Here is a 15,390-nt window from a genome sequence, read left to right as displayed (position 1 = left end):
TCAGTGCTGGTTGGAATAGAGTTCACTGTACTTATCGTCTCGGTCGAGGAGCTTCTCGTGTTCTCCCGACTCGATGATCTTCCCGTCCTCCATCGTGTAGATAGTGTCGGCGTTCTTCACCGTCGACAATCGGTGAGCGATTACGATCATGATCGTGTCGCCGCTTTGTGCTTCAATTCCGGAGTGAACCCGCTCTTCGATCGTCGTGTCGAGGTCACTTGTCGCCTCGTCCAATACCAATACGTCAGCGTCCTTGAGCAGTGCTCGGGCGACGGCGATGCGCTGGCGCTGACCGCCAGAAAGACGGACCCCATTGTCGCCCAGTTCCGTCTCGAACCCGTGTGGTAGCTCGTCTAAGAACTCCGTGACCTGTGCGATATCACAGACTCGTTTGACCTCGTCTTCGGAGACACTCCGGTCAGCGATCGTGATATTGTACCAGAGCGTGTCATCGAAGATGTGGGGGCCCTGTCTGACGACTGCCACGTGATCGCGCCAGTCGGCGAGGCCGAAATCACCGATCGGTTCCTCATTGATGGTCAGTTGGCCGTTGTCCGGGACGTACATGCGGGAGAGAAGCGAAGCAACGGTTGATTTCCCCGCACCTGAAGGGCCGACGAATGCGACGAACATTCCAGCATCGACGGAAAACGAGATATCCTCGAGAACCGTCTCCGATTCCTCATACGCGAATGTTACGTCGTCGAACTGGAGCCTCTCTATTGGCGAGGGGACCGGTTTCGGATCGTCTATTTCTGTTTCACCGTACTTTCGCATCTCAGAGACGAACTGCTCCGTATACACGAGATGCGGTAGCCCCCCTTCGACCTTGTATATTAAATTGTTCAATGTACTTGCACGCGGCCCCAACCGGAACATCGCGAACAAGAACAGTCCGAGTTCACTCAACGTAAGTTCGAAGAATTCGAGCGCGACGTAGATGAGGACGAATACGGTCACGACAGTGACCAACTGGTAGAAATTCCCGATCGCCGCTTCGTTGCGCCGAAGACGGATCTGTGCCGTTGCGAGTTGATTTGCGCGCGCTCGGAAATCGCTGGTCATCTCGTCGGCGAGTGTGTAGAGTTTTACGTCTCGGATCCCCTGCACGCCCGCTTGCACCGTCTCCTGCAGTTGTTCGTTCGCCTCCGCGACACGGTCACCGACGTCATATCCCGACTCGAGGACGACCCGACTGAGGACAAGAAATCCACTGAGCACGACGCCGGTCAGTATCGTCAGTACCGGAGCCAAGTACAGTGCGATGAGAAAGTACATCAGCGTCAAAAGCCCCTGCTCGATGAGGCGGACAACCCACTGGATGATTTCACCAGCGTACTTTGCCTGCGTGATGATAGCGTTGATGATGTCGTCCGACCCGTTAATGTCGAAGTACTGGACGGAGGCGTCCATCGCGTATTCGAAGGTCTCAGTCTGAAGGTACTCGACGTACCTCGCGCTCAGCGCGGCTCGCAACCACGCGACGAGGAAACTCATCGTAAATCGCAGTGCCATGACTGCCGACACGCCAGCCACGATGTATCCGAGTTCGAATGGGACCCCGAGAAAATTGTATGCTCTTCTAAAGGTGGTGAGTATTACGCCGCCGCCGCCTGACCCGTTACGTACCGTTTCGATAATCGGAAGAATGAATCCGAGGCCGATACCCTCGAATAGAGCCGCGAAAACGCTAATAACAATGATCGAGACTGTAAATATCGGTCGAAACCGAGCAAGAAGTGCGAGCGCTTCCACTCGCTCACGGATGCCTGCCTTTTCATCAGGAATCAAATCGTCACTCATTACGTTGATTTCTGTTTTGTGAGAGCATATAGAGTCTAAAGATTATTTCGATAGCAATCTAAACCATTTCGGTTCGTGTAACCGGTATCAGCGGGTGGTGATCCGACTTCCGTCCGTCGATAGTTCTCTGCACCACGCCATCGATTCCAGAGTCCTGTCATAGCATCTATCCCTGGACGACTAGGCAATCGAATTCGCTGCGTTCGACTCTCGTGTCGGTCTCGAATGATTGGCCGAAATTCCGCACATCTGGATGTCCGTCGATATGGACGAAAGCCTCTAACGTCGTTCGTTTAGCAATTTTTCAGACCGAGAACGCATGGATCGTTTGACACCTCATCGGGGACTTCTGTGCCTGACCGAATCATGGGGGAAAGGCTCCGCAGTGCACGCCGAATCACTTGGCGTCGCGACTATCGATCATCGCTTTACAATCATTAATTTGATAATTTGACGGAGGACGACCAAAATTACTTATAAATCGGCATCGAATCGAATCTGTGTCACTCGACTCGCTGTTGCGACGGTTCGTCGATAAATATCGGAGAGAAGGGATCGTATCTGCTATTTCGAAGGCTACCGAGCGACTCTATACAATTTATATCCGAGCACTGTGGTCAAAGAAACGACGACAGACGCTTTGCTTTGACGACGATGTACTCTTTGACTTTGACGTAGGCAACGACGATATTGTGTTCGATATCGGAGGGTATCAGGGAAATTACACCGAACGGCTGCTCCGGCGTCACTCACCAGAACGAGTCCACATATTCGAGCCAGTTCCCGAGTTTACCGAGACAATCTCCCAAAAGTTTTCGGATACCAATACTGTGAAGGTGCATCAGTACGGTCTCTCTGACTCGAATCGCATCAAAACGTTCAATATCGATGGCGCTTCCTCATCGTCCCATTCTGGGGACAACGACACGGAATTAAAAGTAAGGGATGTCTGTGAAGTAATCGATGAGATCGATGTAGACAAGATCAGAATCATGAAAATGAACGTAGAGGGTGAAGAATATGCAATTCTCAACCGATTGATCGATACGGGGTATATCGAGCGTATACAAGACATCCCCGTGCAGTTTCACTATCACTGGGACACGACCGAATTCAAGCCGGAATACGATGAGATAACCTCAAAACTGGCTGAGACACACACTCAGACCCTGAGACACGATCTGATCTGGCAAAATTGGAGTCGAAATCAATCGGTCTCAGAGTGATAACATTTTTGTTCGAGCTGTATCCGAGTCGGTTGTTCAGTATTGATGCCTTCGGTGGGCTTGCTAAGGTGTCGAGTTGTTGTTACGACCGTGCCATAATCAGGAACATACATGGTGGTAACTGCATAATCGAATCACGTTAATGGTCGTCCTTAGGCTGAAAGGTGGGCTCGGAAATCAACTCTTTCAGTACGCAACTGGAAGAGCCATCGCGAACAGAACGGGGTCAGAACTCGTTCTTGACATCACACACTACAGGGCAGACCGTTCGAGGCAGACGAACAGAAACTTTCAACTCTCACATTTCGATATCGCCGCCGAGGTTTTCAGCGACGATTCCCGCGGCGTCTTCGACGGAGTGCACGAAAAAATTGCCACTATCGGGAGCGAGTGGGCCCCGAGTGCGACAGTCCTCTTCCTGGGGACCTATTCGGAGACCGAGCCCCTTCGATTCGACCCGCGGGTGCTTGAACTACCCGGTGACGTATCTCTCATCGGGTACTGGCAGACTGAACGGTATTTTCAGGAATTCGATGACCTGATCCGGACAGAACTCTCCGTAACTCACGAACAGGCGGGGGGAAACGAACGGTGGGGCCGGCTGATTGAGAACTCTAACTCGGTCAGTGTCCACTTCCGACGTGGTGATTACGAATCGTTCGATTGGACGCTCCCGACCGACTACTATTCGATGGCGCTCGATCGATTCGCCCAAAGCCATTCCGAAATTGATGTTTTTGTCTTCTCCGACGACATCGAATGGGTGAAGAATTCTGGTCACGACTCGCTCGAGTCAGACCACCTCGACGTGAATACGCATTTCGTCGACACAAACGATGGGTCGACAGCGTACGAGGACCTTAGACTCATGCGTCAGTGTGATCACAACGTTATCGCGAACAGCACGTTCAGCTGGTGGGGTGCTTGGTTGAACGAGAACGAGAACAAGACAGTCCTGGCACCGCCGAAATGGCCGGGATTCGAAGTAGACGCATCCGAACTAGACGTCGTGCCAGCCCGCTGGACTATCCTCCGCTGGTGACTCAGATACGAGACCCGCTTACTTGTCGCGGCCAAGCACTCGCTCATACGTGTCCACTAAAACGTCGTAAGCTGATTCGATATCGTACGCATCGACCTGCTCACGTGCCGCCGTCCAGTACCGATTTGGGGTCCGATAGAACCGGTTGACGGCCTTAGCGAGAGCATCAGGATTTCCACGTTCGAAAAACAGTGTATTGTTGCCGAGGGCCGCAGTCTCGAACGCGTCCCCTCGTGTCGCGATTACGGGCGTTCCGCACGCAAGCGCCTCTGACATCACTGTCCCACCGTCTGCTTCGGTGTACGACGGGTTGATTAAGGCATCTGCCGAGCAGTACTGCTTGCGCAGATCTTCTCGTGGAATCCGGCCATGGAACTCGAACGTCTCGCGAACGCTCTCGTAGCCCGTTATCTTCTCGTCGGGCCAGCCCCCTAGTCCTAGGACGTGTATCGTGACATCGGAGAGCGACGGTTCGAACTGCTTGACTGCATCCACGAGGATCTGGAATCCTTTCAGCAACGGCTTCGACGCCGAGGTGACCACCAGTAACTCTCTGCGTGCCTGGTTGCGTGGTGATGAACGCGGATAAAAAATATCCGTGCGCACACTCGGAGGGAACACAGAAACCCGGTCTTCAGGGATCCCGCGCTCTATCAGTGTCGCCTCCGCAGGCCATTGACCACACTGGATGAATCGCACTGAACCGTTGAGGACACGATCGATTGTCTTGAGCTTCCACCGTGTCATCCTGTCGCGGATGTGCGTATCTTTCAAGTGTTGGGTTGGATAATGCTCCTGAAAGAACCGAATCGTTTCGGTATCACGCAACGACGTTGGTATCGGTGGGCCGATATTGGGACCAACGACGGTGTTGCCACGAGACCCGAATAGAAAGTGACACAGTAGATACCACTGCAGCGATGTGAAGTGGACGATGTCGACGTCGGCGCGATGGTTACGGATCGCTTGGAATGTATTCCGGAGCAGGTCGATCCGTGAGCTTGGCTCGTGCAAGACGATATGATCTTCATCCGGGGAGTCGTGGCCCTCGTCGAGAATAAGTGGGACAACTCGGAACTCGATATCGTCTCGTCCTTCGTAGGACGAATATGCCAGGATATCGTTCATTCTCGCCTGATTTCCGATAGGACGATTCGAGTATATGTTCATCATGACGAGGGCAGTGATCTTTGTCATGTGGATCGAAGCTGTGTGAAGAAGATATTGGGACTAATAGGCCCACGTTCATAATGCATACGAATCGGTCCGTCTTCGACCCATTCGTGAGAATTTTGAGATCCTATGCACCGCTATTCGCCGGCCGAGCCGGAGGTGTACGTTACGTTGACCTCCTCTGGTGAGAGGCTCCGCTCGTAGACCGTTACCTCGTCTAACTGTCCGGTGAGTGTGTGCGAGTTGCTGCCGCGAGAATTCGCCCCGAACGTTAGTTTACGTCCTACCGTCACCATCGACAGGTTGACAGTGTCCGCTGCAACGAGTGTTCCATTTTTATAGATTTCACGACTTCTACCGTCGTACGTGACTGCGACGTGGCTCCAATCGCCAACTGATACGTTTCCACCGGTGAGACGGGACGTATCGGTGTTCGGGAGTCGGAAGGAGATGTCACCATCTTGCTCGAGCACGAGCGGTGTCCCTGTGTTAGTCGTCAGTAGCACCTGGAAATTGTTATTCTGGTTGACGTTCAGTGATGTCGGACGCACCCAAAAACTGATGGTAAACTCATCGAATGTGCTGTTGTGAGTCTTCATCGTCGCTGTCGCTCCGTCACTGAACGCCAGCGCTGAACCGTTGACAGCCGTGTCAGTCCAAGTGGTTCCGTTGAGCGTTAGGTGATGCCCGCCACTCCTATCGTAGGCTGTCGACCCGTCGCCTTCGTCGAACGACCACGAAGCGAACCCCTCGTTCGAAAATTGCGAAGCGACCGATCCCTGTTCGACTACTCGCTGGGGGATAGTCACAGACTTCTCACCGAGTTCGTACGTTCCGTCGTACGGAACACGAATCTGATAAACGCCGTGCTCGTTCACGCTCACCTTTCTGGTGTACTTGATCGTTTGTTGGCCAAGATCGACCTTTCTGGTTAGAACTGCAGTGCTGTTCGGTTTCCCAGGGCCGGTGACGACCGCACCGGGAACTAGTTCGAATACCTTCTGCGAACCATCTTCAGTCACGTAGATAGCGCGGTAGTGTGAGAGCCCCGGCGTTGCGCCAACGCCGTACTGCTCGTGCAAGTACTGTTGGAGGCTCTCTTCGCTGACTGCTACGCTGGATGTAACGACGAATCTGACTCGGTCATCAAGACGGTGATACCAGTAGTCTGGCCGTGTCGAGGAAATGAAATCGGCGTACGTGGATTGGGCGAATGAGTAGGACATCGATTCGCCGTTTACAAAGTAATTATAGACACGGTTGCGACCCCACTGGCTCAGTACGTAGTTTTCGGGATAGGTCAGGTTCTGCGCCGCGGCGTGGTCGGATATCCAATTCGCGGTATCGTACGTCTGGTCGTCGATTGTTACCTGACTAGTCTTGATTGGGACCTGGAGGAAGCTCAGTCCCCCTACAAGTACAAAGAGCATGACGAGTGAAATCACGGTCCGCCTGTTCGCCACTCCGAGGGATCCGCGTGACGTGCCAGACCGTGGTTCTCCCGTGAGATGGGCTCGGGACATAGTTTCGGCACCGCCGCCCAACGGTAGATCCTCTACAAGGTCCACCCAGGCCGCCAGTTTCAGGAACCCGATGCCGGCGAACAGCGCGACAAGGATGGACGCTTCACCAGCAAACCGGATCTGGAAGAGCGTGAGTCCGACCAACCACCAGCCGTACGTCGTGGGGACGACCCAGCGACGTACGCCATCGCGAATAGCGGCTGTCGTGATCGCAAGTACTGGTACAGCTAGAAATAGAAGAAAGCCGAATACTAGCAACCACGCTCCAGTATCGGCGTTCAGCAGTGATTTCGTCTCGACGATGTCTCGCTGGGCCCCCAATCGTCCGAGTTGCTGCATCGCTCGCGTCCAGAACGTCGGGAGTGCTATCCAAACTGCCACGGCAATTGTAAGGGCGCTACCTACGATCGTTGACGCTCCCGCCTGCCAAGACCCATCGACGCGGACCGTGACTTCGCCGATTACGATGACAGCAGTGACTTGACAGAGTAATAGTATCGGTGCAAGGACGGTATTTGGGGTATGCCATCCCAACAGGAAGTGGGCCATCGTGACGAGCAGGGTTCCCAGGGCGATTCCGGCAAGCAGCGAACCACTCCACGGAAGAGTAGATCGGTTAGCCCGTACATCGAGAAGAGTGAGAAATACTACCGCGGCACCAACCGGTATCGCAAGCAACGGGCCGGCTTCCCAAGCGAGTATTTGACTACCAAAAACCATCCCGAATATCACCGCGAGCGCCCATCGCCGTTGTCTGTTGTCCGAGCGAGTGGAGGAAACCAACTCTGTAAGAGTCAAGACGACGAATCCGAGCAGCAGGTAGTCGAAGGCGTGATGATCTGCGTATCCTAGACTCGTCCGGAAGGCGTGAGCAGGGAGAACTGCGAGCATCACGACCGATGCGAGTCCGGAGCGGCGGTCCGCAGTCAGACGCTTAGCTAAGACATAGATCGCGGCCGCTGTCAGCACCGCTGACACGACTGGATACCACGCGAGCACGAGTCCGGCTGCTGTCTCTGAACCGCCTAGGAGTGTGCTGGCGGCCGCTAGCGAAATCACGAATAGGGGTTCGCCATTTGCCACGCCAGTCGACAGCGACAGCATCTCCTCACCCCCATCGGTCACAAGCGACTCGATAACATATCGGTAGTAGTACGGGTCGTTCCCAGAGAGTACGATCGATCCGTTACGGAATACTGCAGTCAGCGAGAACAGAGTCCGCAATAAGACCACAAACAAGAGAGTTCCTCCGATGCCGAGGAGTCTATTTCGATCCACCTCTGGGAGCGATGTAGAGACTAAACTCTCGTCTGACTTGTCTTCCCCTGACGAGTGCGTTTCTGAAGGCTCGTCGAGTACCTCACGGACTGCGGCAGGGTTTGCGACTGTGTATCCGCCGTCGACACGTTCGACGATGCCACGGTCGACGAGTTCTCCGAACGGGCCGGACCCGACGTTTACCTCGTCGAAGGACCATCTGTCGGCTTCCTCGTCTACTGCGAGGACCGTTTGCATCGCCGACGCCAGCTCCGGCCGTTCGTCGAGGAACTGGGCGACTGCGGACTCGTCTGTCATGTCCGAACCAAAAGGTGAAGTGTGAATAAATTCATCGGCACGGGATGGAGACGACACCCGATCGAATAATGTTCCACACGATCCATGTTGCACTCTGTTTATCGTATCTCGTTAGCAAGTCGGTCTCACTCGCCGGACGAGCGTTTTCATGGGTGACGGGAGGATAGCCCAGAGGAACATGATCGCGGGCCAGAGATGGTAGCGAACTGGGACACCCAGCGTTCGTGCCGCTCGCCAGCCGATCCGGAGTGACCGGAGGTAGTGTTTGATTTGGTCCCATCCATTGAATCGATAGGAACTCTCGTCGTGCTGAATAATACGACAGACCACCTCGTCGACGTTCGCGAATCGGTAGCCGGCCGCACCGATTCGGACCCACAGATCGTAGTCGATGCACGAGTCGATCGTTTCGTCGTATCCCCCAACTGTTTGCGCTGCATCCCGCTGAAACGTCGCCGTGCTATGAGCGATCGGATTCCGGATCGGAAACTCCCTTCTGATAGCGTCGTCGGTGACGGGGGGGCGCCGCGTCCAGGTTTCCTCTGTACCCCCTTCGGTGTTCGTTCGTTCGTGCCACGAGCCCACGACACCGATCCGCTTGTCACCCTCTAACACCGCTACTTGTCGTTCGAGGCGTTCCTGGTACGCGATGTCATCGTCGTCGATCCGTGCGATATACTCGCCTCGGGCTTGGCGGAGGCCATGGTTCAAAGCCGCTGCTTGGCCTTGGTTTTCCTGCCTCACGACGCGGAGTCGGGGGTCGTCGATCCCGTCGAGAATTTCCGGCGTGTCGTCGGTCGACCCATCGTCGACGACCAGAAACTCGAACTCGCTGAACGTCTGGTCGAGGACGCTTTCGATAGCGCTTTCGACGAACGTTTCGCCGTTATACACTGCCATTAGGACAGTTACAACGGGTTCTTGGCCGCTCCACTCAGAAGGTGTTTCAGTCATGGCCATCCGGAGTTCTTCAATTCCAAGTAGCGTCCCCTGCGTATTAAACCTCTTAGAACTCAATACGAGTCGTCGTTCAGATGGAAATGCTTATTCTCGGCCGTAAACCAGAGACCGATACCTTGGTACGTATCTTTCTCTATACACCACTCTATCCGCCGTATCGGGGTGGGAGCGCGAGTTACTACTCGAATCTGGTCGAGTCCTTGTCCGGAATGTACGACTTCACTGTTCTCACTTCGTATCACACGGACCGTCCGCTCGTCACGAATCAGAACGGGGCGACGGTGTATCGCGTCGTGCCTAGACTGTCTGGAATCCCACGACCGTTGCGCATGTTCGTCCAGCCACCTATTGCCTTCGCTGTCTCGCTATTCTTGATCGTAACTGGACGGATTGATCTCCTTCATACCCATTCTACGTCACTGGGGACGCTCGGCGTCGCAGCGAGTGCCGCACTTAGCCGGAGGCGAATCGTGTATGACTGCCGAGACGAGGATTTCCCGCCTGCGCTCGTGAAAATCGGGAGCACGCCGATCTGGTTCAGTTGTGCGTCGAATATAGACGACAAATTACGACAGAGCGGCATCCTTGCCGACTCCATCATCAGGACTCCGGTCGCGAATCCACCGTACGTTTCCGAGTACAGGTCCAAACCTATTCTGGACGACGATTTGTCGGTGGTGTACGTCGGGGCACTTCGACGAGAGAAAGGCGTTCTTCTCCTCTGCCGTGCGTTTCGACAACTGCTTTCCGAGCATCCCGACGCGACGTTGACAATCGTTGGTGATGGGCCGGCGAAGGACGCAGTCGTGACTTCTGTCAGGGGATGCTCGAATCAGGTTGCATTGACCGGAGAGCTGGAACACCGTGCGGCACTGGAACGGATCACGAGCGCGGATGTTCTTGTGTTGCCGTCGGCGAGCGAAGGGACGCCGAGGGTCGTCCGCGAAGCTCTCGAAATCGGGACCCCGGTGATCGCGTCACCTGCTGGAGACGTATCGAAGCTTGTCTCACACGGGGTGACCGGTCTCGTCGTTGAACGCTCGGAGGAAGCTATTGTTGCCGCGCTAAGACGCTTAGCAGAAGACCGGAAGTTAGCGCGGCAATTAAGGCAGAACTGTCTTGAAGGGGAAACTGGGCCGACCTGGGACACGGCGGTCAGTCGCGTCTCCGAGGGATACGACCGGGCACTGTCTGCATGACTTCACGTCTCGATATTGAGGTCCGTGATCCCTTACTCAGTGCTCGCGGTCGCTATCTCGTAGTGTGCCAACAGGAAACCGATGAGAATCCAGGATTGCTTCCACCGGAACACGTCGACAGCCACACCCTGTACGAGGAGTGCAACGAAGCCAGCGAGTAAAATCAACAGACGATGTAACTCCACCTGTGGGACCGTATCGTAGTGGCACCGTGTGAAGGCGAGCTTAAAGATCAACACGACTGGGACGGCGAACAGCGCGGCCCCGATCAGACCTAATTGGGAGATTGTCGAGAGGTAGAAACTGTGAGGCCCAACCGGCGACAATAACGGTTCGTGTGACCCGGCGTACGAACGGAAGGCGCCGAAACCATACCCGAACAACGGTCTACGGAGGAACATCTGCAACCCGGTTTGATGGAGTTCGTACCGCGTGAGTAACGATGCCGAGTCAAGTTTCTGGAGTGCGTCAGCTCCCTGAAAGACAATCACCAATCGGCGAATCCGTATTATGTACACCGCGATACGCTCTGCCATCAGATACGAACCCACTGCAGCAAAAGTACTGGCGATGATCACGGAGTAGGCGACCTTACCTCTATTTGCCGTCGCGATGCTTCTAATTCGCGGCCAGAAGAAAACGACGGACATCGAAACGAATGTGAATAGAGCCAGATACGCGCCTCTCGACCCTGACAGCAGAACGCCGACCCCCATCGAAGCCCCAAACAATTTCAACAGCCGCTGAGAAATGACCGTCTTTGAGTGGACATATACGAAAACGCACAGTACGATCCCGAGTACGAGGACGAACCCCATCAAATTCGGATTAATTCCAGGAACCGTCGCTCGCGTCTGCTGGCTCGTGAAAGATATCAGCGACCCCGCTGTTGCACCAGCGACACCGTATACTGCGATTGTGTTCAGGTCTCGAGCATCGTTGACAGTCAAAACGAGTAATATCGCCATTGTGAGACTCTTCAGATACGCCACCGCGATAGGAAATCCGTAGCGATTGAATAGGGGGTCAGTCCGCGCCAAAGTATAGATACCAAAGAGAGCGAGGAAACCGAAGATGAGAACCGTCGGCTTTCTCAGGACGATCTGTGCCTGCTTGTTGTAGGCGATACGGTACAGACCGTGGGCTGTCACAAAGATGGCGACGACGGGCATCAATCCTTCGCTGGCCGAGATTGCCGTGTTCAAAGAGAGAAAATCGAGAACGGCAAAAAGTGTGACAACTCCAAAGCCATGAACTGCGATCCGTTGATAGAGGGTCGTTCGTCTCCGATCTAAGGCTCGACCTGCATTTTCAGGGATATCAGTACTCACAACGATCAAAATATACAAAGCTCATAGTCATGTATTCGTCGTTGAATGGACATCCTACACGTTAACAAGTACTACTATCCGCATTTCGGCGGAATCGAAAGTGTCGTTAAGACACTCGCTGACGGCACAGTACGTGCTAGACATCAAGTAAACGTACTCGCAACGACACAAAAAGCATTTGGAAGGCGACGGTCCGTTGATGGAGTCGCAGTCCACGAAGCGAGGCACTTCGGAACCATCTTGTCAGTCCCGATAGCTCCGTCCTTCCCACTCAGATACGCTCACCTCGCAAGCGATGCAGACGTCGTCCATCACCACCTCCCGAATCCACTCAGCGTCGTATCACATCTAATCTCTCCTGTTAGCGGTGCCGCCACGGTCGCGACGTATCACAGCGACATCGTCCGGCAATCACGAGTATTGGGTTGGTACGAACCGTTCATAGACCGATTCTTGCAGTCGCTTGACCACGTCTTTGTGACGTCACGACCATTACTGGAACAGTCTCCCCATCTCGAAGGCATTCGTGAGAAATGTTCTATCGTTCCATTGTCAGTGGACACAGAGACGTTTGCTCCATCTGATGAGGTGCAACAGCGGGACGGTTCCAGTGATGATGCGGAACACACTATCTTGTTCGTTGGGCGCTTGAACTACTACAAGGGCGTCTCGTATCTAATTAAGGCGATGGCAGATGTCGACGCAGAACTCATCGTCGTGGGTGATGGCGAGCGTCGCGCTGATCTCGAATCCGCTGTTTCACAGTACGATGTTGCCGATCAAGTTCAGTTTCTGGGTGAGGTGTCCGAAAAGCAGCTACACGAGTGCTACCAGGCAGCCGATGTGTTCGTTCTCCCATCGACAGAGCCGAGCGAGGCGTTCGGTGTCGTTCAGCTAGAAGCCATGGCATACGAGATCCCTGTCATCAACACGGATCTCCAGACAGGCGTTCCCTGGGTGAGTCTTGACGGGGTGACTGGAATAACTGTTCCCCCGGAAGACGCGGGAGCAATTGCCGATGCAATCAACGAGTTGATCGCTGAACCAGACCGTCGTACTTCGTATGGCGTTGCGGCGCGTGAGCGTGTCCTCGATAAATTCACGGAGGAACGGATGATAGCTGAAACGCTCGATCGGTATCAAACGGTGGTCTGAACCGGCAAGTATCCCTCACTCGAAGCCACGTAATTCGTTACATAAATCCTTCTGACTTTGCTCTTGGAACAGAAAGTCATTAAAAGACGTGCCTAATACGCTCTCATTATGTCAAGAGATCTTCTGCGCACTATTGGGACGGTTTCTACCGCACCGATCCGGTATGCCCCTAACGGAATATACAAAGACCGCCTCCGCGCGTATCTGTGGCGGCAGTTCGGTGCACCACGGGAGAACTTTCCGCTGTATCTGCCCCGGCGAGCGCTCCTCATCGATGCAGGCGACACGGTCCTTGAGATCGGTGCGATGAATCCGGAAACCGTAGACGAGTTCGCGAAGTTAGCCACCCGAGACGGACAGGTGTACATTTTCGAACCGACAAAGACGGCCCGCACGGAGCTTGAACCTCGGGCGGCGGCACAACAGAACGTAACGCTTGACTCTAGAGGTATTTGGCCAGAGCCGGGAAATATCACTATCTCATCTGACCCGGACTATGCGGGTGGTGGACGTGTTCGGGATCCGGAAGTAAACGACGAACTCCCCCCGCTCAATGACCCTGACGATATCGCCGCTAAAGTAGCCCCGTTGGATACTGTGGTTGAAGAGTACGGGATTGAACCTGACTTTATCGAAGTATTGACGAATGGGACCGAGTTCGATGTTCTCTCGTCTGGCCTCGAAGTGCTTCGCAAGTATCGTCCGCGGCTCCTATGTAAGACGTATGGATACACTAGCTCTGGGAGCCCTAAGCGGACCGAAAGACTCCTCACTTTACTTCGGTCTGAAGGATACCAGCTCGAATTCGCCCCTATGCGAGTCCCGGACCCCGAGTGGGATGCGCTGGCGGGGGACGTGTACGCATGGCATCCAGAAAGGGAGTATTAGAACATTTCCCGGTTACGCAGTAGCCGTGTTCTATCCGGAACGTAGAGATTATATATCGCGTTGAAAAACACTCATCAATGACACACAGGTTAGTGGTTGAACTGGATGACGAGATTTACGAGGCTATTGCCATGCGTGCGGACCAACTCGGATTCGAGAGTCCGGAGGCGTACTGCGCGCTCGCACTCCAAACGGTCATCGAAGAAGTAGGCGATCCCACGGAGAAGGATCAGGATCGAGACCTAAAAGAAAATTTACGTGACCTCGGATACCTCGAATGACAGGGACTACTCGATATAACCGAGTTCTTGCAATCTGTCTGTAGCTACTTCCTGGGTCTGTGTCCCACTCGCGTCTGCCGGTTCTGTTCTGACGTTCTTAATGTATTGTTTGGCGTCAGTTTGCGAAACTTCTGGCGCCCAGTAACTTTGATCACCGCGAAGCAGGAAGGGGAGGTACGCAGACAGGTGGTTCCGTGTGTACCGTCGCCAAGGCGTCCGCAACGACTGGTGCAGACCAAGTAACACTCGGGAGAGTCTGGAGGTCTCACAATAGACGTAGCCACCGGTTGCGTCCCAGACTGAATCGTACGTGACCTCAACGGTTCCTGCTCTCGTTTTGCGTGATGCCGAATAATAACACGGACCGACATCTGCGGGTTGCGCTTCAGTCAGGTCACGGCCCGCCGGTCGAATAGCCGTGTTCAGAGTTTCGTCGAGTAGAGTAGTGAGTGTAGGGAGTAGATCGACATGCCTGAGAACTGCCTTTTGATCAATTTCGATTTCAATCTCGGGATGAATGAACGTCGTTGGGACATAGACGTGACGGGGGTGAATGGGCGGACTATGTGCGACCATCCCACCTTCACCGAGCAACTCACCGTGGTCGCTCGTGTAAATCACCAGCGTATCCGAGAGGAGACCTTGGCTGCGGAGTGATTTTAAGCGGCTGAGAAACCACTCGGAATCCTCAAGGACGGATTCACGATACTCTCGTGCAAACTGATCCCTAGTTGCGTTCGGGCGCTGCTCGAAGTACTCGGTTGCGTTCTCACGTTCTCGTTTCCGCCCGTACGGTGCGTGTCCGCCTGGACCACGTTCGACGAACAGAAACGGTTCTGACACCCCATCTAACCGGTCTGGTGTTACTGTTTCCGTGTTCAGTGTCTGGGCGATGATACTTTCGGACTGGCTATTGTCGAACCGTACGTCGTTGATGGTATTTGCGAACAGTGTTTCGACGTCGAAATCACGAAATAGATTGGGGACTGTTTCCGGGAGTGAGTCTTCAAACTGGCCGACATTATGTTGCGGAAGGAGCGTACCAGATACGATGCTGGCGATACTTGTCGGCGAGTGGATACCGGACGCAACTGTCTTGATAGTTTTCCCCCGATTGAGGACATCGTTGGGGGCGAAATCCCACCGGACGGCGTCCGCTATGTAGAGGTAAACATTGTTGATGTCGAGACCGGATAGCATACGTATGGGATGGGCGGACGGGGTGATTAGCCAT

General features: G+C 54.2%; 12 protein-coding genes. 6 read left to right on the top strand and 6 right to left on the bottom strand.

The annotated features are described in order from the left end of the window. On the bottom strand, positions 1–1,803 hold the full coding sequence (locus ACMGFE_RS16060; protein WP_436926239.1) for an ABC transporter ATP-binding protein: 1,803 nt from the start codon (positions 1,801–1,803) through the stop codon (positions 1–3). Between the two features lie 500 nt (positions 1,804–2,303). Between ACMGFE_RS16060 and ACMGFE_RS16055 the strand changes: the two genes are divergently transcribed. Continuing rightward, positions 2,304–3,029, top strand: a complete 726-nt coding sequence (locus ACMGFE_RS16055; protein WP_436926238.1) for an FkbM family methyltransferase — start codon at positions 2,304–2,306, stop codon at positions 3,027–3,029. 142 nt (positions 3,030–3,171) lie between these two features. Then, positions 3,172–4,071, top strand: a complete 900-nt coding sequence (locus ACMGFE_RS16050) for an alpha-1,2-fucosyltransferase (protein ID WP_436926237.1) — start codon at positions 3,172–3,174, stop codon at positions 4,069–4,071. An 18-nt stretch (positions 4,072–4,089) separates the two neighbouring features. Here the strand turns inward: ACMGFE_RS16050 and ACMGFE_RS16045 are convergent, their stop codons facing one another. The 3 genes from ACMGFE_RS16045 to ACMGFE_RS16035 all read right to left on the bottom strand — a co-directional run bounded on the left by ACMGFE_RS16045 (position 4,090) and on the right by ACMGFE_RS16035 (position 9,359). Then, on the bottom strand, positions 4,090–5,268 hold the full coding sequence (locus ACMGFE_RS16045; protein ID WP_436926236.1) for a glycosyltransferase family 4 protein: 1,179 nt from the start codon (positions 5,266–5,268) through the stop codon (positions 4,090–4,092). A gap of 113 nt (positions 5,269–5,381) precedes the next feature. Then, positions 5,382–8,342: a LamG-like jellyroll fold domain-containing protein gene (locus ACMGFE_RS16040; protein ID WP_436926235.1), complete on the bottom strand. Its 2,961-nt coding sequence runs from the start codon at positions 8,340–8,342 to the stop codon at positions 5,382–5,384. 111 nt (positions 8,343–8,453) lie between these two features. Next, the gene (locus ACMGFE_RS16035) at positions 8,454–9,359 is read right to left on the bottom strand and encodes a glycosyltransferase family 2 protein (RefSeq protein WP_436926234.1); all 906 of its coding nucleotides are present in this window, start codon (positions 9,357–9,359) and stop codon (positions 8,454–8,456) included. Positions 9,360–9,376: 17 nt separating this feature from the next. Here ACMGFE_RS16035 and ACMGFE_RS16030 point away from each other — a divergent pair, with 17 nt between their 5' ends. Next, entirely contained in the window at positions 9,377–10,501 is a 1,125-nt protein-coding gene (locus ACMGFE_RS16030; protein ID WP_436926233.1) for a glycosyltransferase family 4 protein, read from the top strand. Positions 10,502–10,533: 32 nt separating this feature from the next. On the opposite strand, the gene ACMGFE_RS16025 is transcribed toward ACMGFE_RS16030, so the two are convergent. Next, complete coding sequence (locus ACMGFE_RS16025) at positions 10,534–11,832, bottom strand: O-antigen ligase family protein (RefSeq protein WP_436926232.1); 1,299 nt, start codon at positions 11,830–11,832, stop codon at positions 10,534–10,536. A gap of 45 nt (positions 11,833–11,877) precedes the next feature. On the opposite strand from ACMGFE_RS16025, the gene ACMGFE_RS16020 reads away from it, so the two are divergent. The 3 genes from ACMGFE_RS16020 to ACMGFE_RS16010 all read left to right on the top strand — a co-directional run bounded on the left by ACMGFE_RS16020 (position 11,878) and on the right by ACMGFE_RS16010 (position 14,156). Continuing rightward, entirely contained in the window at positions 11,878–12,987 is a 1,110-nt protein-coding gene (locus tag ACMGFE_RS16020; protein WP_436926231.1) for a glycosyltransferase, read from the top strand. A 108-nt stretch (positions 12,988–13,095) separates the two neighbouring features. After that, the gene (locus ACMGFE_RS16015; RefSeq protein WP_436926230.1) at positions 13,096–13,875 is read left to right on the top strand and encodes an FkbM family methyltransferase; all 780 of its coding nucleotides are present in this window, start codon (positions 13,096–13,098) and stop codon (positions 13,873–13,875) included. A 77-nt stretch (positions 13,876–13,952) separates the two neighbouring features. Continuing rightward, a complete protein-coding gene (locus ACMGFE_RS16010; protein WP_436926229.1) occupies positions 13,953–14,156 on the top strand; it encodes a hypothetical protein in 204 nt (67 codons plus the stop codon). 6 nt (positions 14,157–14,162) lie between these two features. Here ACMGFE_RS16010 and ACMGFE_RS16005 read toward each other — a convergent pair whose 3' ends face one another. After that, positions 14,163–15,356 (bottom strand): sulfatase-like hydrolase/transferase, encoded by a 1,194-nt coding sequence (locus ACMGFE_RS16005; RefSeq protein ID WP_436926228.1) that lies wholly within the window; start codon positions 15,354–15,356, stop codon positions 14,163–14,165. Positions 15,357–15,390: the final 34 nt, after the last annotated feature.

Origin of the sequence: Halosimplex amylolyticum, from assembly GCF_051414035.1 — an archaeon.
GTDB lineage: Archaea > Halobacteriota > Halobacteria > Halobacteriales > Haloarculaceae > Halosimplex > Halosimplex amylolyticum.
This window is presented reverse-complemented; position numbering and strand designations above follow the sequence as displayed.

Bases quoted from the DNA above. Each gene is read 5' to 3' on its own strand.
- ACMGFE_RS16020 (WP_436926231.1), top strand. From the start codon at position 11,878: ATGGACATCCTACACGTTAACAAGTACTACTATCCGCATTTCGGCGGA.
- ACMGFE_RS16045 (WP_436926236.1), bottom strand. From the start codon at position 5,268: ATGACAAAGATCACTGCCCTCGTCATGATGAACATATACTCGAATCGT.
- ACMGFE_RS16015 (WP_436926230.1), top strand. From the start codon at position 13,096: ATGTCAAGAGATCTTCTGCGCACTATTGGGACGGTTTCTACCGCACCG.
- ACMGFE_RS16040 (WP_436926235.1), bottom strand. From the start codon at position 8,342: ATGACAGACGAGTCCGCAGTCGCCCAGTTCCTCGACGAACGGCCGGAG.
- ACMGFE_RS16010 (WP_436926229.1), top strand. From the start codon at position 13,953: ATGACACACAGGTTAGTGGTTGAACTGGATGACGAGATTTACGAGGCT.
- ACMGFE_RS16030 (WP_436926233.1), top strand. From the start codon at position 9,377: ATGGAAATGCTTATTCTCGGCCGTAAACCAGAGACCGATACCTTGGTA.
- ACMGFE_RS16060 (WP_436926239.1), bottom strand. From the start codon at position 1,803: ATGAGTGACGATTTGATTCCTGATGAAAAGGCAGGCATCCGTGAGCGA.
- ACMGFE_RS16050 (WP_436926237.1), top strand. From the start codon at position 3,172: ATGGTCGTCCTTAGGCTGAAAGGTGGGCTCGGAAATCAACTCTTTCAG.
- ACMGFE_RS16005 (WP_436926228.1), bottom strand. From the start codon at position 15,356: ATGCTATCCGGTCTCGACATCAACAATGTTTACCTCTACATAGCGGAC.